Origin of the sequence: Christensenella timonensis, assembly GCF_900087015.1 — a bacterium.
GTDB classification, from domain to species: domain Bacteria; phylum Bacillota; class Clostridia; order Christensenellales; family Christensenellaceae; genus Christensenella; species Christensenella timonensis.
The window spans coordinates 39701-61092 of record NZ_FLKP01000001.1; the positions used below are offsets into that span (position 1 = coordinate 39701).

22 protein-coding genes are annotated in these 21392 nt (G+C 54.2%); 2 read left to right on the forward strand and 20 right to left on the reverse strand.

The window, feature by feature from the left end; all coding sequences use genetic code 11:
* Nucleotides 1-4 precede the first annotated feature (4 nt).
* Entirely contained in the window at nt 5-955 is a 951-nt protein-coding gene (locus tag BN6471_RS00195; protein ID WP_082903222.1) for a polysaccharide deacetylase family protein, read from the forward strand.
* 57 nt (nt 956-1012) lie between these two features.
* Here BN6471_RS00195 and BN6471_RS00200 read toward each other — a convergent pair whose 3' ends face one another.
* From BN6471_RS00200 to BN6471_RS00245, 10 genes are all read right to left on the reverse strand, one after another.
* Nucleotides 1013-2557, reverse strand: a complete 1545-nt coding sequence (locus tag BN6471_RS00200; protein WP_066644383.1) for an FGGY-family carbohydrate kinase — start codon at nt 2555-2557, stop codon at nt 1013-1015.
* Between the two features lie 5 nt (nt 2558-2562).
* Entirely contained in the window at nt 2563-3510 is a 948-nt protein-coding gene (locus BN6471_RS00205; RefSeq protein ID WP_066644386.1) for a tetratricopeptide repeat protein, read from the reverse strand.
* Nucleotides 3511-3529: 19 nt separating this feature from the next.
* Nucleotides 3530-4066, reverse strand: a complete 537-nt coding sequence (locus BN6471_RS00210; RefSeq protein ID WP_066644388.1) for a cupin domain-containing protein — start codon at nt 4064-4066, stop codon at nt 3530-3532.
* Nucleotides 4067-4128: 62 nt separating this feature from the next.
* Nucleotides 4129-6552 carry a glycyl radical protein gene (locus BN6471_RS00215; protein WP_066644390.1) on the reverse strand — a complete coding sequence of 808 codons (2424 nt, stop codon included), beginning with the start codon at nt 6550-6552 and terminating at the stop codon, nt 4129-4131.
* Between the two features lie 30 nt (nt 6553-6582).
* The gene (locus tag BN6471_RS00220) at nt 6583-7485 is read right to left on the reverse strand and encodes a glycyl-radical enzyme activating protein (protein ID WP_162270154.1); all 903 of its coding nucleotides are present in this window, start codon (nt 7483-7485) and stop codon (nt 6583-6585) included.
* Nucleotides 7486-7504: 19 nt separating this feature from the next.
* A complete protein-coding gene (locus tag BN6471_RS00225; protein ID WP_066644395.1) occupies nt 7505-8176 on the reverse strand; it encodes a ribulose-phosphate 3-epimerase in 672 nt (223 codons plus the stop codon).
* Nucleotides 8177-8305: 129 nt separating this feature from the next.
* Complete coding sequence (locus BN6471_RS00230) at nt 8306-9469, reverse strand: sugar ABC transporter substrate-binding protein (RefSeq protein ID WP_066644398.1); 1164 nt, start codon at nt 9467-9469, stop codon at nt 8306-8308.
* Between the two features lie 59 nt (nt 9470-9528).
* Entirely contained in the window at nt 9529-11040 is a 1512-nt protein-coding gene (locus BN6471_RS00235; protein WP_066644401.1) for a sugar ABC transporter ATP-binding protein, read from the reverse strand.
* A gap of 18 nt (nt 11041-11058) precedes the next feature.
* A complete protein-coding gene (locus BN6471_RS00240; RefSeq protein WP_066644408.1) occupies nt 11059-12054 on the reverse strand; it encodes an ABC transporter permease in 996 nt (331 codons plus the stop codon).
* 2 nt (nt 12055-12056) lie between these two features.
* Complete coding sequence (locus tag BN6471_RS00245) at nt 12057-13040, reverse strand: ABC transporter permease (RefSeq protein WP_066644410.1); 984 nt, start codon at nt 13038-13040, stop codon at nt 12057-12059.
* Between the two features lie 502 nt (nt 13041-13542).
* Here BN6471_RS00245 and BN6471_RS00250 point away from each other — a divergent pair.
* On the forward strand, nt 13543-14508 hold the full coding sequence (locus BN6471_RS00250) for a sugar-binding transcriptional regulator (protein ID WP_066644412.1): 966 nt from the start codon (nt 13543-13545) through the stop codon (nt 14506-14508).
* Between the two features lie 63 nt (nt 14509-14571).
* Here BN6471_RS00250 and BN6471_RS13105 read toward each other — a convergent pair whose 3' ends face one another.
* The 10 genes from BN6471_RS13105 to BN6471_RS00295 form a co-directional block, all read right to left on the reverse strand.
* Nucleotides 14572-14982: a hypothetical protein gene (locus BN6471_RS13105; protein ID WP_242861809.1), complete on the reverse strand. Its 411-nt coding sequence runs from the start codon at nt 14980-14982 to the stop codon at nt 14572-14574.
* A gap of 17 nt (nt 14983-14999) precedes the next feature.
* The gene (locus tag BN6471_RS13055) at nt 15000-15176 is read right to left on the reverse strand and encodes a hypothetical protein (protein ID WP_187118766.1); all 177 of its coding nucleotides are present in this window, start codon (nt 15174-15176) and stop codon (nt 15000-15002) included.
* A gap of 88 nt (nt 15177-15264) precedes the next feature.
* Nucleotides 15265-16500, reverse strand: a complete 1236-nt coding sequence (locus BN6471_RS00260; RefSeq protein WP_066644414.1) for an AfsR/SARP family transcriptional regulator — start codon at nt 16498-16500, stop codon at nt 15265-15267.
* A 94-nt stretch (nt 16501-16594) separates the two neighbouring features.
* Nucleotides 16595-17653, reverse strand: coding sequence for a type IV pilus twitching motility protein PilT (locus BN6471_RS00265; RefSeq protein ID WP_066644416.1), 1059 nt, complete (start codon nt 17651-17653; stop codon nt 16595-16597).
* 14 nt (nt 17654-17667) lie between these two features.
* Nucleotides 17668-18126 carry a hypothetical protein gene (locus BN6471_RS00270; protein ID WP_066644419.1) on the reverse strand — a complete coding sequence of 153 codons (459 nt, stop codon included), beginning with the start codon at nt 18124-18126 and terminating at the stop codon, nt 17668-17670.
* Nucleotides 18123-18545, reverse strand: coding sequence for a hypothetical protein (locus BN6471_RS00275; protein ID WP_066644422.1), 423 nt, complete (start codon nt 18543-18545; stop codon nt 18123-18125). Before BN6471_RS00275 ends, BN6471_RS00270 begins: the two co-directional genes overlap by 4 nt.
* Entirely contained in the window at nt 18546-19034 is a 489-nt protein-coding gene (locus BN6471_RS00280) for a DUF4860 domain-containing protein (RefSeq protein ID WP_066644425.1), read from the reverse strand. It abuts the gene before it with no gap.
* 20 nt (nt 19035-19054) lie between these two features.
* Nucleotides 19055-19390 carry a hypothetical protein gene (locus BN6471_RS00285; RefSeq protein ID WP_082903224.1) on the reverse strand — a complete coding sequence of 112 codons (336 nt, stop codon included), beginning with the start codon at nt 19388-19390 and terminating at the stop codon, nt 19055-19057.
* Nucleotides 19391-19403: 13 nt separating this feature from the next.
* Entirely contained in the window at nt 19404-20459 is a 1056-nt protein-coding gene (locus BN6471_RS00290) for a type II secretion system F family protein (RefSeq protein ID WP_066644427.1), read from the reverse strand.
* A complete protein-coding gene (locus BN6471_RS00295; RefSeq protein ID WP_082903226.1) occupies nt 20440-21387 on the reverse strand; it encodes a transglutaminase-like domain-containing protein in 948 nt (315 codons plus the stop codon). Before BN6471_RS00295 ends, BN6471_RS00290 begins: the two co-directional genes overlap by 20 nt.
* Between the last annotated feature and the right edge of the window lie 5 nt (nt 21388-21392).

The following is a 21392-nucleotide window of genomic DNA, read 5'->3' on the forward strand; positions in this document are numbered from 1 at the left end:
AACGATGAAACGTATTTTACCAATACTATCGATCAGTATATTGCTTGCCCTGGTTTTGGTTGCGGGATGTACGCCCCGCGAGCCAGCGCCATCGCCGGCTCCCTCTGCTGCCCCCACCGCGACGGCGGCCCCCGCCCCTACTCCGCCGCCTACGCCAAGTCCCACCCCTTCGCCTGCACCCGTTCCTACGCCCACGCCGAGTCCGACCCCGCCGCCTGCGCCGACGAAGACGCCCATCGAGGATCTTCCCATAGATTACGAGGCGTTGGCAGCGCTCGACGCTACCAAGGACGGCTGGGGGCAGGGACTGGAAAAAGATGCGCTCAACCGGCCGACCGGCGCACTGGACGCGCAGGAGAAATTCGGCAAATACGATGCACTGTTCATCATGCCTGAGGAAAAGAAATTTTATTTGACGCTGGACGAAGGCTATGAAAACGGCCGTACGGCCGACATCCTCAACGTACTGAAGGAAAAAGGCCAAAAGGCGACTTTCTTTGTGACCTATTCCTACGTGCTTGAAAATCCGGAGCTTGTGCAGCGCATGATCGACGAGGGACATGTGGTGGGCAACCACAGTATGACGCACCGCTCCATGCCCGGCCTTTCCTTAGAGGAGGCGCGCGACGAGATCGTGAAGCTCCACCAATACATGCGCGATACCTATGGCATCGAGATGACAGTGTTCCGCCCGCCCATGGGTGAATATTCCGAGCAGACCCTTGCCCTCACCCAAATGCTCGGGTATAAAAGCGCCTTCTGGAGTTTTGCTTATTACGATTACGAGCCGGACGACCAGATGCCGCCGGATGAGGCGCTTGCCAAAATCACCAAAAATATCCACCCCGGCGCGCTTTACCTGCTGCACGCCGTCTCTGGCACCAATGCGCAGATCCTGGGGGATTTTATCGACGAAGTGCGTGCGCAGGGCTACGAGATCCTGCCCCTGCAATAAAACAAGGCAACAAAAAAGGGCGTTCATAGGAACGCTCTTTTTCCGGAGGAAAAACAATCATTGGGGCCGTGCCGTGATCCCGTGCATCCATCCACGCGAATCCAGATAGGCCTCTTTGTATTTTTCGTAATAAAAACGGTATTCCTGCTGCTTCTCCCTGTCCGGCTCCACCCTGTCCTCGATCGTTACCATGTTCTTGGCCGCCGTCTGGATGTCCGCGTACGCCCCGCAGGCGACGGCGCCCAATATCGCCGACCCCAGGCACGGCGCCTCCGTGACCTTGGGGATAAAGATGGGCAGGTTGCAGACGTCGGCGTGCGCCTGCGTCCAGAAGGCGCTCTTCACCGCGCCGCCCGAAATATAGATGCCGTCCGGCTCCATCCCCCCGTCGCGGAACGTCTGCATGATCGCTTCCGTCCCATAGCAGATCGATTCGATGATCGCCCGGTACACGTGGTACGGCGTATGCGAAAGCGACAGCCCGTAAAACATGCCGCGCACGTCAGGGTCGGCATACGGCGTACGGTTCCCCTGGAAATAATCGAGCGCCAGCAGTCCGTCCGCGCCGATGGGCAGCTCCTGCGCCCCTTCGTTGAGCAGGTCGTATACGCTCCTGCCCTCTTTTTCCGCCAACTGGCGGATATCCCCGCAGAAATTCGTCTTGAACCAGTTGACGATCGCTCCCGTGGAGGTCTGCCCCCCTTCTATGAGATGCAGGCCACGGATCACTGCGTCGGGGTAAGAGCCCCACATGCCCTTGGAATGCATTTCCTTTTCCGTCAGTCCCAGGTGCAGGTGCGACGTCCCGGTGATCATGGCGATGCGCCCCGGCTGCACAACGTTTAACCCCACCATCCCTACAAAGGCGTCCGCACCGCCTTCGCCGACGGGGATTCCCGCCGCAAGGCCCAAATCCGCCGCCGCTTTTTCCGTCAGTTTTCCAACATACGCGCCCATATCCAAAATATCCTGCGGCAGCTTTTCAACCACATCGTCCAGTCCGAAGGAGGCAAAAAAATCCAGCGGCCAGCCGCCGTTTGGGCGGTCGTAATACCAGCGCGGCGCCATTGTATCGATGCTTGCCGTCAGCTCTCCCGCCAGCTTATGCGTCAGCCAGTCCAAACATTCGCAGATGTACCCTGTTTTTTCCCATACCTCCGGTTCGTTCTGCTTGATCCACAGTACCTTTGCCGGCATACATTCCGCCGATACGTTGCCGTATCCGTTGTATTTGAGCATCGGGTCGCCCGTCGCCGTGATCTCTTTCGCCTGTTTTGAGGCGCGCACGTCCATCCACATGACTGCCGGCCTCAGCGGCTGCCTGTCCCGGTCGAGAAACAACATCGTACAACACGTCGTATCCACGCTCATGCCCATGATCGCCGACGGCGATACCCCGCTTTTGTCGACAAGCTTGCGCGTCGCCTTGCAGATCGCGTTCCACCATTCGTCCGTCTTTTGTTCCGCCCAGCCGGATCTCGGCGTATACAGCGGGTATGTCGCATCCGCAAAGGCAATCGGGGTTCCCGTAAGGGTAAAAAGCCCGGCCTTCACGCTGCTCGTCCCCATGTCGATCCCCAGCACATATTCTTCTCTTCCCATTTTCCTCATCCTTTTGCCGCATGCTGTGCGCCCGTTTTGAAGTGGCGCAGTAATTTTCCCACGCGTACGGTCGCCCCATGCCCTTCCCCATAAATCTTCTGGTAAATCTTTTGCGCCCGTTTCAAGTAGCGGATCGCGTCTTCCCGCTCCCCCAGCTTTTCGGACGCGCACGCAAGGTTCACGTAAAGCACGCCGCTGTCCGCCGTACTTCCGGCAAAGGCCGCCGTATGCTCAAGCGCCAGCCGGTAAAGCCTTTCCGCCTGCCGGTAATCGCCCTGCTCGTAAAAGATCGCCGCTTCCCCGCTCAATGCCGCGGCATAGCTGCGGCCGCTCTCCTCCGATTTTTCAAAAATCTCCAACGCCTGCTCCAAAAGTTCCTTGGAACGTTCGTTACGGCCTTTTTGCCTGTAAAGCGTCGAAAGGTTGACACACGCTGTCCCCAGCTCGTGCTCAAACCCCTCGAGTTTTTGCAATATCTTCATCGCGGCTTCCGCATATTCAACCGCATGATCCATGTCTTGTATCCCCTGGTAGGTGAGCGCGATATTGTTCAAGGTACTTGCGTAAAAATAGTTTTCCGTACCCACGTTCCGCTCATACAGCTTGAGTGCTTCCTGGAATGCCTCGAAAGCTTTTCCGCTTTCGCCCATCACACGGCATGTATCGGCAATATGGTTGCGGTTCGCCGCATATTCGAGGGAATCCCCGCCGTGTGCGTCCATGATGAGGTATGCCGCTTTTTCCCACAGTCCCAATGCCGTTTCATACCGGCCTGTATTCTGGTAAAAGGTACCCGCCTCGTTGACTGCCGCCAGATACAGGTCGTTGCTCGTCCCGCAGCAGGGCGTCACGTTTTTCAGGCAGTCCTTCAGGTAAGTTTCCACCTCATCCGTATTTCCCTTTTTGTAAACCAGCTTAAGCTGCTGATAAAATTCATCGACAGAGCTTATCATCGTTTTCACCTCCGGTTTTTTATTTCACACCATGCATCCTGTTTACGGCCGGATCCGTATAGATATCGTATTCGTCGCTGTTAAACGGCGAAAATTCACTGACCACGCAGCCTTCCTTGCCGCCGCACAGCCAATGGAGCGTATTTTCCGGGATCGTAAACTGGTCCCCTTTACGAAGCACCGTCTGATGAAGCGCTGTAAACGTATCTTCCTTACCGGCCGGGATGACCGCTTTGCGCTCCTCCGGCGGAGTCGGTTTGCCCTCGGTGTAAATGCAAAGCTCGCCGTATCGTACCCGGAAGGATTCCGCCTTGCTCGGCCGCGACCCTTTTGGCGGGTGGAGCTGTTGGGGGACGATCTGTCCCGGGAACAAGACCAGTTCCTTTGCGTTGCAGTTCTCGCGGTCAAAATATGTATATATCTGTACGCCCACGGTCTCCTGCATCCCCAATCCGAAATCCGCTATCTCCAGCTTCTGTTTTTCCTCCTCTTTTAAATAGATGTGCGCCTTTTCAAAATATTCGATCGCTTTTTTTCTTGCCGTTTCCCTATCCATCCTGCACCTCTTTTCCTATACGGGCGCGGACGAACTGCCCGCGCCCCCTTCTTCCTATGCCATCAGCCGAGTCCTTCGTCAAACTGCGTCCTTGTGATCAGGTCTTCCTGCACATCGTCGCTTAATTCCACGAAAAGCGCCGCATAGCCCGTCACGCGTACCATCAAATCCTTGTGTTTTTCCGGCGCCTTCTGCGCGTCGAGCAGCGTCTGGGTAGAAGTCACGTTGATCTGTACCTGTCCGCCGCCCTTTGAGAAATACGCCTTGATTAACTCTGCGCACTGGCGCAGGTTTTCCTCGTCCTTCAAAATGTCCGGGCTGAACTTCATGTTGTAAATGATCCCTCCCGTGGCTACCGTCTGGTCGATCTTGGCGACGGAATTCATCGCTGCCGTCGGGCCTTTGTAATCACTGCCCTGTGTAGGCGAGATACTGTCGTTTAAGGATGTTTTCATCAGCCTGCCGTCCGGGAGCGCCCCTACGTGCATCCCATACTGTACATGCGACGTTACCGTCAGGTAGGTGGGCCAGATCGAACGCAGCAATTTACCGCCGCGCGGGTCTTTGTACTTCTGCCCCTCGTAATAAGCCATGGCCAGTGCGTCCGCTGTAATCATATCCACATAATCGATGTCGTTTCCATATTTGGGGGCGTTCAGAAGCATCTGGCGCACCTCTTCCTTCCCCTCAAAATTCACCCTGCACGCGTCCATCACTTCCTTAAGCGACAGTTTTTTCTCCTCGAAAACCAGCTGCTTTATCGCCGCAAGCGAATTGCCGACATTGGCCATACCGGCCATCGCCATCAGCGAAGACCAGTTGTAATCCGTCCCGCCCTCATGCAAATCCTTGCCCCTTTCGATACAGCCCTGTACAGTCGCCGACAGGAAAGGCACAGGCATGAATTTACGGTGGACGAGCAGCTCCGAATTCAGGCAGACCGCCGCATGCGCGGTATAAAATTCCAGCTGTTTGCGGAACGCTTCCAAAATGTCCTCATAGGATTTGAACGTAGATACGTCGCCGCTGTGCGGCCCCATCTGAACCCCGGTGATCAGGCATTTCCCGTCGTTCAGCGCCAATTCCAGCAGCTTTGCCATGCTTAGCGGTACGGTAAACAGCCCCGCCGTCTTGCCCGGGATGCTGATCTCGTCACAGCCCACGCCGGAATAGCAGCGCGCCTCTTCTAAAGGTACGCCCCGGTTGAGGATGGAAGGGATGAATATCTCGTCGTTGATGATCTGCGGGATCGCGTTCTTTTCGCGCACAACGCGCAGCGCCTCGATCAGGAATTCGTCCTTGCAATTCTTATGCCAGCGCACGGACATATTCGGCTGCATCAGTCCCACGTCCATTTGCGCCTGCAGGCACAGGTAAGACATCTCGTTCGTTGCATCCATCCCGTTTTTGAGCTGCCCGCCCAGGTTGATGTGCTCCCCCATTGAGAAATTGGCAATGAAACTGGCCGTTTGCTTGTCGTATAAAATAACCATCTCGCTCAGCTTGATCCAGAAACAGCCGAGGATATCGACAACGTGATCCACAGTTTCCCTGCCCTCGTCCATATCTTTTTTATAGTATGGATACATATAGCGGTCGAAACTTCCGGGGGAAATGGAAACGCCGTTCGTTTCCAGCTGCGTGATCAACTCCACGAACCAGACAAACTGCACCGCTTCGTGGAAGGTTCTCGCCGGGTGCTCCGGAACCCATTCGCAGATCTCCGCGATCCCCTCCAGCTCCTTCTTCCGCTTCTCGTCCTTTTCCTGCTTCGCCATTTCCCGCGCCCTGGCTGCATAACGCTTTGCAAACGCGATCGCCGCGTCGCACACGATGAGCTCTGCGCGCAGGAAGTTTTCCTTTTCAATATTTTCCGGCTGTGTCAGGTCGAGCGACAAAAGCTGCCGCTCTACCTGCTTTTTCAACTCCGCAAACCCTGTTTTGATCATCCGCTCGTGATCCTGGCAGATGTGCCCCACGCCATTTTGATAGGCGCACCAACCAAAGATCGCCGGGTTCTCCATGTTGAGCTGCGCATAGGTATCCGCCGGCATATGCGTTTTGATATGGTCGTGCAGCGTTTTCCCTTTCCAGTATGGAAAAATGGAACGCAGCGCCTCTTTTGTCTCGTCCGTCACGATAAACTTGTCCTGCGGCCGCGTTTCAAATTCATCGAGCTCCTCTTCGATCCAATACGTCGCCATTTCAGGAAATACGTTTGCGCTGCGCGGCGAACTCCCGTTCTGGCAGCCTACCACAAGCTCGTACGGCATAATCACAACGTCGATATTGTTCAGAATTTTGGAGAGTGTTTTGGCCCTGCGGATGATGACCGGCTCCCCTTCCGTTTCCCGGTAGGCTTGCGTCACCAACAGCGCACGCTGCGGATCCACATACATCTTGTCCTCATAAAATCTCTTTTTCAGCGCTTCGATGCGCCTGCTTTCCCTTGGCTTTACCTTAAACGGCTTCACAGCTCTTAACATAGTGTCTGCTCCTTTCTCTTCCTTCCGTTTTTATTCATTTATAATAACGAGGCCTTTTCGTTTCAGGCAGTCCCTCGCCTCGCTGGTCTCTTCTTTAGTCAGCATCTTTAGCTTTCGTGCCGGATACGCCATCCCCAGCTCTTCATATTCGTGTTCCCCCAAGCGGTGAAAGGGCAGGACGCGTATCTTTTCGATCCCCAGCCCCAACATGAAGTCCGCCAGCATGGCAAGATTTTCCTGCGTGTTGTTTTTCCCCGGGATCAGCGGCAGGTTCACGACAATCTCACAGCCGCTTTTTCGGGCTGCGCGCTTTATATTTTCCAAAATCATTTTGTTGGTATGCCCGGTCAGCTTTTTGTGTTCCGGTGCATCCATATGCTTCAAATCAAAAAACAGGATATCCGTAAAGCGGAGGACGTATTCCATCTTTTTCCACTCCACCTGTCCGCAGGTTTCAAGCGCGGTATGGATGCCCCTTTCCTTACAGGCCTTGAGGATCCTGGCGGCAAATTCCGCCTGCAGCGTCGCTTCCCCGCCCGAAAGCGTGACTCCCCCGCCCGTTTTCGCATAATACGGCCTGTCCTTTTCCACCTCGTGCAGCACTTCTTCCACGCTCATTTCCTGTCCGTCGAAACGCAGGGCACACGGCGCGCATACCTCCGTACATTTCCCGCACCCGCTGCACGCTCCATAGTCGATCCTGTGCACCTCCGGCCCAAAACGGATGGCCGCGTCCGCGCATACCCGCGCGCACCTCCCGCAGCCGATACACTTGTTTTGCAAAAACACCACCTGCGGTTTCATTTTCCATGTCTGCGGGCTGCTGCACCACATGCACCGCAGGTTGCATCCCTTCAGGAAAACGACCGTCCGTATGCCCGGCCCGTCCCCCCGCATAAAACGTTTGATACTGGCAACATATCCCTTGTCCACAGCTTCCTCCATCCGTCCTTTAGATCGTCGCGTATTTGCCCGGCCTGTTTTCCTGTTCTTCCAGTTCGTGGAAGCTGCGCAGGTTTTCTTCTATCATCCCGCCCCGGAATACAGCCGTCCCCATCACCGCGACGTCCACACCCAGCCGGTACAGCCGCATAAAGTTTTGTTGGTTCACGCCCCCGTCCACACCTACCGTGATCTCCGGGTCGCCCTGTTTTGCCTCTTTTACCTTATACAAACAGTCCTCGTTCATCTTTTGCCCGCCAAAACCCGGTTCCGCCGTCATGACGAGCAGGTAATCGATATATTTTCCGCTCAGGATAGCCCTGGGAACCTCCTCTGCCGGGTTCACGGCATAGCCCGCCACGAGGCCGAGTCCACGGATCGTTTCCAGTGCGCGGATGGGATGCCTGACCGTATCGGCCTGCAGGATGATCGTATCTGCACCGGCCCTGGCAAAAGTTTCGATGTGCCGGTCCCCGTTGTTGATCTCCAGATGCACTTCCAGCGGCAGGCGCGTCACACCTTTGACCCGTTCCACCATATTGACGCCGAACGCAAAGTTGTCCACATAAGCGCCGTCCATGATATCGACGTGTAGGCTGTTTGCTCCCGCATCCTCCAGGCGTTTTATGTCATCTACCAGGCGCAGTAAATCGCAGGATAAAATCGAAGCAGAAATCTTCATGTATGCTTAACTCCTTTTACCCGGCCTTTTTGCAAGGCCGCCATAATCCTTCGCTTTTCGTTTTGCCAGGTCGCCCGCCCTTCATAAAGGGCGGGCAGCCCAACTTTTTTCTTTTGTTACTTTTCCCGCTTATGCAGCCGGAGGCGTAAAGCGGTCTGTCCATGTTGCAAGCAGTTCCATCGTGCCGTCCTTGCAGACCTGTTCTTCCTGGTCAATATTGCTGCTGTCTAAGAAATAACAGCCGGCGTTGATGTACTGGTATTCCCCGTTGTTGAACGTCCAGCCATCTTTGAGCATTTTCAGGGTGATCGTCGCCAAATATCCCTGTCCCCACGGATTCTGGCGCATCGTGCCATACATACGGCCTTCCTGGATCGCCGTGACGACGGATTCGTCAGCGTCACAGCCGACAGCTACGATATGCGAATATTCGTCCGTCAGCTGTTTAGCGACCGCGATCGCCGGATAATACGCCGTGCACATGATCCCGTTGATCTCTTTGCCGGAGGAAGCCAGCAGGTTTTCTACCGCTGTCATCGAATCCTCTGAGTTGTCGATGTCAGAGATGGACTGCACGATCGAAAAGCCTTCGTTTTCCGCACACGCGTCCTCACAGCCCTGGATGCGTTTGGCCGTGTTCGGATCAGAGATGTCGCCTGTCAAATTGACGATCTTCCCTTCCGTCACGCCGTCCGCCTTCAGTTTTTCAATGATGTGCTTGGTTCCTTCGTACGCCTGCTGGTATACGTCCGTTGCCAATGTCAGCGTGGATTTTGTGGGGGTGTCCGGCTCCCCGCCGACCGTGACGATCACAATGCCTGCGTCCGCCATCTTCGTGATCTGTTCGTTTCCTGCCGTCGCATTGGAGGGCATCAGGTAAAGCCCTGTCGATCCTTTGGCGATCAGCCCGTCAAGAATACTGTTCTGTTCGTTCTGGTCCCAGTTCTGCGGGCTGAAAAATCCCGGCGTCGGGATGCCCAGCTCCTGTGCGGCCTGCTCCGCGCCCAGCGGCATCGGGTCGCTGAACACCGTCATCCCTCCAAAGATACCGTCGAACTTATAGTCGTCCTCTGTCAATCCCTCTGCAGGCCCTACGAGTACGCCGTAATCGGTCGTTTCCCCCGCTGCCGCGGCTTCACTCCCGCCGCTGCTCTCCTGTGCCGTGCTTTCAGAAGCGGTCGCCGCTTCTGAAGCAGGCGCGCTGCCCTGCTCCGGCGTTTCCGATGTGCAGGCCGAGAATACGGCCACGCCCATCACCATACACAACAAAATACACAATACTTTCTTTAACATTCCTCTTCTCCTTTTATGATTTTTTATGGGGTCATGCCCCAGAAAGCCTGATTGATCCCTTACATAAGGATGCACGACATTACCTCTTTGCTCATGCCGTCATAATCCTTGGAATTTACGAGTTCCCCCGTGATCTCTCCTTCCTTGAACACCAATAGCCGGTCGCTGATATTCAGTACCTCCGTTAGATCCGAGGAGATCACGATCACAGACATGCCCTCCTCGGAAAGTTGGTGGATCAGCCTGTGTATCTCTGATTTTGTATTGACGTCGATCCCCACCGTCGGCTCGTCGATGATAATGATCCCCGGCTGCGTCGCCAGTCCTTTGGCGATACAGACCTTCTGCTGGTTCCCGCCCGAAAGGTTCATGACCAGGTCATATATGCCCGTGGCCTTGATCCGCAATTTTTCCATATATTCTTCCGCCAGCTTATCCTTTTGCGGATACGAGAGCATGCCTGCGCGGTTGCTGATCTGGTCGAGCGAAGAGATCCCGATGTTCGTGGATATTGTATGGCTTAAGAAAAGCCCTTCTTCCTTGCGGTTTTCGCTGATATAGTAGATATGGTGCTGCCGGATCGCCTGGATATAATTCTTGATGTCTGCGGGCGCGCCGTCCACCCATATCTCACCTTCCGTAATGGGGTCGATGCCGATCAGCTGGCGGGCGAATTCCGTACGTCCCGCCCCGACCAGTCCGTACCAGCCGAGTATCTCGCCTTTGCGGAGCACAAAACCTTTTTTCTTCGGGTCAAGCTTGCTGCGCACCTGTCTTGCTTCCAAAACGACAGGCGACTGGATAAAATCCCTGCACCCTAAGGTGATTTCTTCGGTTTTCCTGCCCACCATTTTTTCAATCAGATCTTCTTTGGTAATAGAATCTTTGGGAACCGTTTCCCCGATCTTTTTTCCGTCACGGATGATCGTGATGTTGTCCGCAATGCGGAAAACCTCTTCCAGCTTGTGGCTGATATATATGATGGAAACCCCTTCGTCGCGCAGCCGTTCCACTGTTTGCAGCAGTATCTCCACCTCTCCTAAGGAAATGGATGCCGTCGGTTCGTCGAGCAGGAGTACCTTTGACTGCTGCGTCAACGCGCGCGCGATCTCCAGCATCTGCTTTTGTCCTGAGCTCAAATTGTCGAGGCTCCCGTTCAGCGGCAGCTCCAGCTTCACCCGCGCAAGCGCTTCGCTCGCGATCCTCTGCATCTCTTTTTTATGCGCGATGCCGCCCATCGATTTCGTGATGTAGTTGAAGCTGATATTTTCCATGATGTTGAACGTATCCATCAGGTTGCGCTCCTGGTGCACCACGCCGATGCCGTGCATAAACGCATCCTGCGGCGTATGGAACCTGACCTCTTTCCCCTCGAACGCCATACGCCCTTCCGTCGGCGGAAAAACGCCGGATATGATATTGATCAGGGTGGATTTTCCCGCCCCGTTTTCTCCGACGAGCGCGTGTACTTCCCCCTTTTTTACGCCAAAACTGATATCTTCAAGAGCTTTGACTCCAGGAAAAATCTTTGTGATCCCGTTTAATTCCAAAACATATTCTTCATTTTTCATTGGTAGCAAGCCCTTTCCCTAATTTATTTTTGACTGCCTGAAATTCTTGATCCGTTCCGCAGCCACGACGATCAGGATGATCGCCCCGTTGAAAAGCTGGTTCCAGTAGATGTCGATCTTCATATGCACCAGCGCATTTTCCACGATCGTGATGATCAGCGCGCCGAGGATCGTTCCCCAGATGCTGACTTTCCCGCCGTTCATATACGTTCCGCCGATGAGCGCTGCGGAGAAAGACATCAGCATCCAGTCCGTCCCGATATCCGGCTGCGCCGACCCAATGCGCATCACGACGAGCATACCGGCCAGCCCTGCGACCAGCGCCGAAAGCACGTTGACGGCCAGCACCGTCTTAAACTTGGATACGCCGTAAAGTTCCGCCGCCTTGGGGTTCGCACCGAAGGCCAGCATTTGCTTGCCCAGCCGCGTCTGCCGGTATAAGATGAACAGCGCCACGGCGATCGCCAGCATGATAAACACGGAGGTCGTCACGCCCAGGACTTTTGTGTTGCCGATGTTGATGAAATCGTCCGACAGCTTATAGAGCGGTTTGCTTTCCGTAACGGTCAGAACGATACCCGTAAAGATGGACGACGTTGCCAGCGTTACGAGGAAGGAAGCGACGCCCACGCCGCCATTGCGGTAAATGAGCAGCCCGTTGATCACACCACACACAAGCGCCACCGCGATGCCCACCAAAAAGGCTACGCCCGCGCCCATGCCCAGCCGTTCCATCATGATCCCGGAAAAGATCGCCGACATCGCGCCCACCGAACCGATCGCCAAATTCATGCCGCCCGCCGAAAGGCTGATAAGCTGTGCATAACCGACAAGCGTGGTGATCGCCAGCGTCCTGCCCAGCGTAACGATGTTGGCGGATGAAAGATAATCCGGCTTCACCAGCACCATCACGATGAACATGACGGCCACGATGATCGCCAGCGAAAATAGATTGGACGAGGTAAGCGTTTTCCATTTGCTTTTCTTTAGCATAGTTCCCTGCGTTGTCTCCATGGTTACTTCCCTCCTTTGATCGCCATTTGCTTCGCACGTTTATTGACCATATTGACCCTGGCTTTATCCAGTTCATACGAAAGGACGAGGATCGCGCCCACAAAGATCTGTACCATATAAGAACTGACGCCCCACAAGGTAAGCGCGTTATGGATGAATACCATGATGCACGAACCCAGGATCACGCCGACGATTGAGACTTTACCGCCGGAGAGCAGCGTACCGCCCAGTACCGCGACTGCAAAAGATGTCAGCATCCAGTCGTCGCCCACCGATATCTGTGCGCTGCCGAAGCGCAGGATCTGCAATATTGCCGCCACAGCGCACAGGGCCCCGCTTAACGTATGCCCCCAGATGATCGTGCCCTTCACGTTGATGCCTGAATAGACCGCCGCCTTCTGGCTTGCCCCGCATGCGAGCATCCGCTGGCCGAGCTTGGAATATTTGAATACGATAAAAATGGCGACACATACCGCAATGGTAATGATAAAAGACATAGGAACCGGCCCCAAATGAATGCTGCCAAAGGATTTGAAGCTTTCCGGCAGGTGTTGGTAGGACTGCCCCTGCGTGATGATCGTGGCGATCCCCTTGTAAATACTGAGCAGGGTAAGCGTCACAATGAATGGATTGATGCCCGTTTTGGCGATCAACACGCCCTGCAGCGCGCCGAGAGCCATGCCTGCCAGCAGGCAGACCGCGATGCATATCCACACCGGAAGCCCTAAAAGCTCCATGCACATTCCCATGAAGATGCCCGACAAACACCCCATGGAGCCGACCGCCAGATTCATCTGCCCCAACGACAATGCCGCCATCTGCGCCAAGCCGATCAGTCCGTAAATCGAAACCGTCTGCAGGTTGGATAATACGTTGTAAGACGATAAAAAGCCTTTGCTGGTGACTGCCAGAACGATAAACAATGCTGCTACGCACAGGACGACGCTTGATAAATCGTTGCTCAAAAGTTTTTTTATTTTGCTCAAGATATTCTCCCCTCTTTTCTTTCAAAGTCCGCTCAATCTGCCCTACTCCCTTCATTCCTCCTCTCTCTTTTCCAAAATTTGGGTAAGCGAAACACACATCGATAACATGTTTTTTGTTATCCGCTCCTTACCGTTATTCGTTTTTCAGTAATAGGTGTTGTGAGTAGGGCTGCTGTTTTATGATTGCTGAAAATTCGTCGTAATATTGAAACCCTGTAAAGTATAATTTCATTATACTCGGGGCTTATCATGCGTCAACATTTTTCTAATTTATTTCACATATGTTCCATTCTTCGCTTATTCTGATCTATTCAAGCGGAAATTGTAACATTGTTTTCCAAATTCAAATTTTATATCACATATGTTCCAAACTTTTGGATGCAGGGAAATGAATTGACATCGAATTGTGTCCTTGCTATGATATTCACATATGTTCTTTAAATAGTAAAAATAAGAAACAATGGGAATATTTTCCCCTTTTGTAAAGAGCGGAGATACGCATATGGAATATCAGGAAATCAACAGGTACGACCTTTTGGTCAGGGTCGCCGAAATGTATTATATGGAACAAAAAACACAGCAGGAGATCGCCGACAGTATTATGGTCTCGCGTTCCAATATTTCCAAAATGCTGAAAAAGTGTATACAGCTCGGGATCGTGGAATTCAAGATCAATAATTTATCTTCTTCCGGAATCGGCCTGCAATCCAAATTGAAAAAGAAATTCAAGCTCAAAGAGGTCATTATCGTTCCCGGTACAGGATCTCCCGAGGAGGTCAAAAGCCGTATCGGCGCCGCGGCCGCGGAATACCTGGAGGGTATCTTGGCAAACGGCATGCTCGTCGGGCTTGCATGGGGCTCTACGCTCTATCAGGTCGTCAAACAATTCCATACCTCCCACGTCTACGATGTGGACGTCATCCAGCTGGTCGGCGGGATGGGCTCGCGCAGCATCGAGCTTGACGGGCAGGATATCATCAAAAGCCTGCAAAAGCATTTTCACGGGACAAGCTACGTCTTGCAGGCCCCGATGATCGTCAGGAACCCCATCTTAAAACAACTCTTGCTGGAGGAACTGGAGATCAAAAAGCATTTCGACAAATTCAAACAGACCGACGTCGCCCTGATGGGCCTCGGCAGCAACCGCTCCCAAATCTCCGCACTCTACCGTTCGGGCCATATCAAAAAGCGGGATGCGGACAATATGATCAAGCAGGGAGCGATCGGCGATACATGCGGGATGCAGTTCGATATCAACGGAAACCTTTGCAATACCGTCCTTACAGGCCGCGTGATCGGGATCGATATGCCTACGCTTTTAAAGATCCCCACCCGCATCGGCGTCGCTTCGGGCGTCGAACGCGCGGAGGCGACGCTCGGCGCGCTGCGCGGGAATTATGTCAACGTATTGGTGACGGACGAGACCACAGCCAAAAAGGTTTACGACGAATCCTGCGAAAAGGCCTGACCCTCGTGTTGCAGGCAACAAAAAAGGGCGGCCCCCAAAAAGGCTGCCCTTTGTATTCATACATCATTCATTTGCTTCCGTAGCATGGTCGATCAGCCTGATCAACTCCAGCGCGCTCCTGAAATTCCTCGTTTCGTTTCTCTCAGACCATACGACCTGCCCCTGCCAGGTTGCGTTCTGGCGGTATTGAACCTGCACGACAAAAGTCGCCTTCTTGCCCGGAGCCTGCTTTTTTATTGCCTCTTCCATCGCCTTATCCTTTTTCCCTGCCCGTATCTTTTGGGGTTTTCCAAATACCCTATGCTCCACTGCCGCGGCCGGATATTTGACCGCATCGAATATCTCTTCCGTCTTCAAAAGCAACTGGCTCGTATCAAGAAAGACTTGCGGTTGGTTTAAGCTGCGGTGGTAGATCCGCCCCGCAACATCCATTCCCTCTTTTTTGTCGACGCACACTGTAATCTCATTCTGCATCCCCTTGCGCCTCCGCCTTAGCCATCCGCCTGTTTTTCTCCCCACTCGAGCGCGCTTTCCATCAACTTGATGAGCTCCAACTCGCTGCGGAACCTCTGCGTTTCCTTTTTATCCGACCAAATGATCTGCCCCTGCCATGTGGCGTTTTGCTTGCACTGTATCTGGATGACAAACGTTGCCTTGCTTTTTTCCATCGCACACCGTCCTACATATGCTTTTCTTTCATTGTACTATGCAAAAGTCACAATCCCGGTCACATTTTCGCTTTGATTAGCCATTTTCTCACCATCTTCTGTCACTTTCATCCCCGTCCATGATGTTGTCCATGTCCGCGGCGGAAATGCTTTTGCATACAAAACGCATCTCATTATTGCGTTTGGAGGCCTTGTAAAAATTATACCGCAAGCGGTCTGCGACGATATTGCAGTTCTCCTGTTTGATCTCCATCAGCATCACGAGGAACTGCGACGGGCTGTAACGCGTATAGGCGTCTCCCCTGCGCAGCGACGCTTTGATCGACTTTTGCACATCCTCCATGATCTTTTTCGTCTTTTCGCCGCTGGCCGGCTTTGTCCCGCTCAAGTCCGTGATCGTGCAAAGCATAAGGAACACCGACTGCCCGCTGCGCTCCATATGCCTGACCACGAAGCGGTACAGGCTTTCAAACACCTCCAGGTTGCAATAAAACGCGCCGTTTTCGTATTCCGTTTCCCTGATCTCGCTGCGCACCTCGTCGATCGACAAATTGGCCTCTTTCCTGCTGCCCGAAATATGCCCGAACATTTCCTTCATGTTCTCGGAAGGCCCGATCCCCAGGTCGTCAAACAGCCGCGCCGTCGCCGCTTCATAGGCCTCCAGCGCCTCCTTGACGCGGTTCATTTCATATAAACACTTGATGTACATCAGCGTCAAGTCTTCTTCATATGGGTAAATCGCCACCGCCTCGCCCAGCTTGGGCGCCAGCCTGTCGTACTTTCCTGTCTGCGCCGCGATGCGGTACGCTTTGCGGAAGCAGTCACAGTATTGTTCCTGCAAGTGCACCGCAAACCCCATCACCCACGGCTCTCCCATCGCCTTGGGAAGAAAGCCCGTTTGATAGATTTCAACCGCCTGCAAACATTTTTCAAACGTATCCCCTGCGTCCATCCCGCCTTCCGCGATCTCGCCTACAATACCTGCAAATACTTCCTGGTCGATCACCAGGGGCATATCTCCCGTAAAACCGTATGCGCCCCGCTGGTAGCCGATACATTCCCGTTCCACGCCGCACGATTGCAATAACTTGCGCAGGCGGTACACGAGGTTTTTCAGCGTACCCACCGGGCTTTCGCACTCCTCATCGCTCAAAAGCACATGGATCAGCTCGTCCTGCGGCACCATCCGGTTACGGTTGCACAGCAGGTATTGGAACAGCATCAACACCTTGCTGTTCCTGCTTTCCTTGGTAATCACGGGTTCGTCGCCATAAGTGACCTGGAACCCGCCGAACATCTCAATTTTTAAGGTTTTTTCCATCATACCTCTCTCTTCTCTTCAAAACGCTTCAATACTATACATGCCAATTATAGTATAGTATATCATGCCCAAACGCCGAACATCCCATTTGTTCACACTATAGACCCAATTTTTTCTTCATCACGTCCGGCTGCATGCTGTGCATGACCGCTTCTTCCGGCGGGATCGTCCCCTGCTCGCAAAGTTTAAGCAGGCTCGCGTCCATGGTGACCATCCCTTCCGCGGCGGAAGAAAAGATTGCCGTTTCGATTTGGTGCGTTTTTGCTTCACGTATCATATTGCGGATCGCCGTATTGCACGTCATGATCTCAAAGGCCGGCACGATGCCTCCGTCCGTCCTTTTCAGCAATTGCTGCGATACCACAGCCTGCAGCACCATGGAAAGCTGCACGCGGATCTGCGCCTGCTGGCTGGGCGGGAACACGTCGATGATCCTGTCTATCGTATTCACTGCGCCCAGGGTATGCAGCGTCGAGATCACCAAATGGCCCGTTTCCGCCGCCGTCATCGCTACGCTGATCGTTTCATGGTCGCGCATCTCCCCCAACAGGATCACGTCCGGCGCCTGGCGCAGCGCGCTGCGCAGCGCCACCGCATAGCTTTGCGTATCCGTCGAAATTTCGCGCTGGCTGATGATGCTTTTGTTGTGCCGGTGCAGGTATTCGATCGGGTCTTCCAGCGTCACCACGTGGCTGTTGCGCGTTTGGTTGATACGGTCGATCATGCATGCCAGCGTAGTGGATTTCCCGCTCCCCGCAGGCCCTGTCACGAGCACAAGCCCCTTGGGCCGGGATCCGAGCTCCAAAACTGTCTCCGGGATGCCCAATTCCTGCGGGTTGGGAAGTTCAAAAGCGATCACCCGTACCACCGCGGCCAGCGACCCGCGCTGGCGGTAAACGCTTACGCGGTAACGCGATATCCCGGCGAGCGAAAACGAAAAATCATCGTCCCCCGTTTCCAGCACACAATCCGGGCTGCGCTGCCCGAGGGCGTATATCTCCCGTACGATGCGATCCGTATCCTCCGGCGCCAGCCGCGCTTCCCCCCTGCATTCTATCTGGTTGTTGATCTTATACGAAACAGGCCTGCCCACCACGATAAAAATATCCGATGCATGAAGCCCCGTTGCCTCCTTTAAGATTTGCTCCGCTTCCATTGCTGTCCCCTTCCCTATTTCAGCACGTGCAGCGTATCGTCGCCGCTGTCCGCGCCTTCCTTCATCTGCGTCTGCCAGATTTCCTTCGTCCATTCTCCTGTCGGCGTGCCGCTCCCATCGAGCGCGATGCCGATCTGCACAGACAGCTCCCGGCTTTCGCCCATATCCGCCGTATAGGCAACGAGCGCAGTACTGCCACGCTGCACAACGGAAAAACCCTTCTTCACTAATTCGGCTTCATAACCGCTGTTTCCTTTTATATCCGCAAGAATATCCGCAAGAATCTGCTCCGCCTGCGCATCGGCTGCATAATACTGCTGCTGCGCCGCCGCGGTTTTTTCCGCCAGCCGCAGATCCGCCTGCGCCGTAACGAAGGAAAGCGTTGCGAGCGTCGTCAGGCACAACACCACAAACACCGCCAATATGGAGATACCGCCTATTCCGATCCCAAAGCCGCCCTGCTTCCCGTTCATATCCCTTCCGCCCCCACATACTGTGCCGCCTGCAGGCGGTAAACCGTATCCGCTTCCCGCAGCATCGTAATATCCGCTTCCCGTACTCCGCCCGCTCCCGAAAAGCCAATCTCCATCCGGTAAGCGGCGCCCTGCCCGCCGGCAACCGGGGCAAAGGCCTCGTCATATCCTACGACCAGCCTGCCATTTTCTTCGGTTGCATCCAAAAGCTCCATCATCCGGCCTTCGTTCCCATCCGTTGCCTTGAACGCTTCCGCCGCCTGCTGGCATAATAAGGCAGCCATCGTCGTTTCGGTGCTTTTTTGGCTGGCCAGCTTTGCCCGCGCAAAAATATTCATGCACACCGCGCTCGCGACCGCAAAAAACAGGATCATGATGATCAGTTCGATCAAAAATAATTTGCTTTTCGATTGCTGCATTTATAAATTCCCGCTTTCACCGCTGCGGTAGCTGACCGCACTTTTGAAGACATTTCCGTCCGCGTCCGTTGCTTCCATACCGATCAGGTTCCCGTCCTCACGGCCGAGGACAAGCGTATTAAGCTCCATGATCTCCTGTCCGTCGCCTGCGTGAACCTGCGTTCCCGCCGCGACCGTCACTTCCCGCAGCATCCCGTCCGACACATAGATCCACGTTTCATATTCCCTTCCTTCCACCTGCTGCACCAATACCAGCGCGTCGCCGCCATCGACCTCCCTTAGGTCAACGCCGCCCGCAACATCGTTTTGGCGCACCTTTTCGCCCAAATAGGCAATGGACGTACGCGCGTTGTAGTTCGCAGTCATATCCGCAGATATCCCTTGGTATACGTTTGCGCCCAAAACCACCACAAACAAGGCCATCACCGCGAATACGCAAAACAGCGACAATATGAATACGATATCCGTGACATGCTGCTTTTTTTCCATAAAGACTCCTCTGCTTTCCTTCAATCAGCGGGAAAGACAAAAATATCCGGCATCAGGTTATCCCCCAGCCGTTCGTAATGGTAAACGTAGCGTTCGCGGTCGAGGATCAGCCCATAATTTTCCGCCAAATATTCAAGGCTTCCCGGGTAACGGCCCTCGATGGCGTAGCACTGCACAACGCTGCGCCGCACCGCCTGCTCCATGACCTTCAGCCGCTCCGAATCCCCGGAGGCGGATACGTTGCCGATCCCCGCTATAACAAGCGCTGCGACCAGTACAAAGACCAACACCGGAAGCAGGATGCGCACAAGCGAAAAATCGTGTTTTTTCCTGTGGATAAAAGCTTTTCCTTTCAAAGTGTACCCCTCGTCATCCGATCGCGGACATCACGCCCATCAGCGGAACCATGACGGAAAGCAGGATCAACCCGACGACCAACGATAATATCGCGACCAGCGTTGGCTCCAGCGCCGCAAGAATGCTGCCCAGACGCCTGTCCGCTTCCTCTTCATAGTGCCGCGCAATGCGCTGCATCACGGAAGGCATCGTACCAGTTTTAAAGCCCACGGCGATCATCCGGCCGTACAAGCCGGAAAACAATCCCACGTCCACGATCGCCTCTGCAAACGCGCTTCCCTGCGCAGTACGCCTTTTGACTTCCCGTATCTTTTCCCTGATCCTGGGGTTGTCGGCCAGTTCCAAAGCCATATCCAGCGACTGCTCCACATCCATCCCGCTCCCCAGCGTCAGAGCCATTGCAGAAGCAAAGCGCCCGGACGCGACCGCAAGCGAGGTCTTTCGGAATAATTTTTCATAGACGCCCGACAAAAACCGCTTACCGCCCTTTGTACGGCGCAGGATAAAGTACAGCGCGATTAGCGATGCCACTACCGCTACGATAACGACCGCATACCTGCTCACCGCACTGCCAAACTGCATGATCCCGACGACGAAGCCCGACATCTCGCTCCCCAGTTGCTCGAATACGCCTGCAAAGACGGGTAATACCTGGATGATCACCACCAGGATCACCGCGATCATCATGGCGATCATCACCAGCGGGTATGTCACCGCGCTGCGGATATTTTTGGCGACCGCCTCCTGCCGCTCATAATACGCGCACAACGACCCCAGCACTTCTTCCAGCTTGCCCGACGCTTCCCCAATCTCGACCATACTGACCATATAACCCGGAAAAGCCTTCGTTTCCTGTAAGGCATACGCCAAAGAGCCGCCGGATTCCACCGTATCGAGCAGCGCCGCAACGATCTGCTCCCCCTGCGCGCCCTTGTTGTCCTCCGCAAGCAGCATCAGCCCTTCCTGCAGCGATATCCCCGCTTTTACCATATAAGCGAGTTGCTCGCAGAACGCGGCCACTTCAGCATCCGATAGCCTGTGGCCGCCCTTAGTATGTGTACATTTCATGATATTCGTTGCCATCCCCCGTATATTCTTGTGCCTGCCCGCTTGTCGACGCAAGCGTTGGATCCATTCTCGTCCACTGCGTCCCGTCAAAGTAAATAATATTGTCGATCCAGCCTTTTCCTTCGATATATACGCTGATCCATGCGTGGTAAAGCTCTCCCACATAGCCGACCACCAGCCGTGTCGGGACGCGCTGCGAACGCAGCATCGCCGTCATCAGCGCGGCATAATCAAAGCATATCCCTTTTTTCGTACCCAGTGTCTCATCTACGTCGGGCAGGTATCCGGTCTGCACATTGTCCGCCTTGTCATAGTCATAGCTCACGTTTTCCACAACGTAATTGTATACCTTCTCCACAAGCTCGAGGTCGTCCGCCGCATCCCCCGCAAGCTTTTCCCCCTGCGCGACCGCGGCGCTGCCCGGTGTAAAATCTACGTACTGGTTGGGATATAAAAAGGGCAGGAATTCGTTTTCCAGGGCAACGTCCTTCTCGCCGCTGAAAAGCTCGTGGTACTTGTCTCCCTGCGTGTTTTCAAACACGCCGAACCAATATGTCCCATCCCCCTGTGTGAGCGGGAAAACATCGGACGCCCCTTTTTGCAGGTTGTATGTGTATTTCTCCCCGCCATCGCAGGATACCTGCAGCTTAACGCGGTCGTTGTCCCCTGTATATTGTACGGTCACATATCCCCGGGACACATTGGAAACGTCGATCGTCACGCTTTCGTTGCCCAGCGTTTCCTTTCCCGGCGCCTCCGGTACCAGGACTGCGGCATCCGTATTCCTTTGGCCCGTGGCTGCGCCCGATCCTTCCCCTGCCGGTGTCCCATTGCCCCCGCATCCTACAGCCAGAAAAATAAAAACGCCGCACAGCGTTGCTATAATTAAATTTTTAAGGACTTTTGGAAGCGCCTTTGCCTTGCCCATATTTC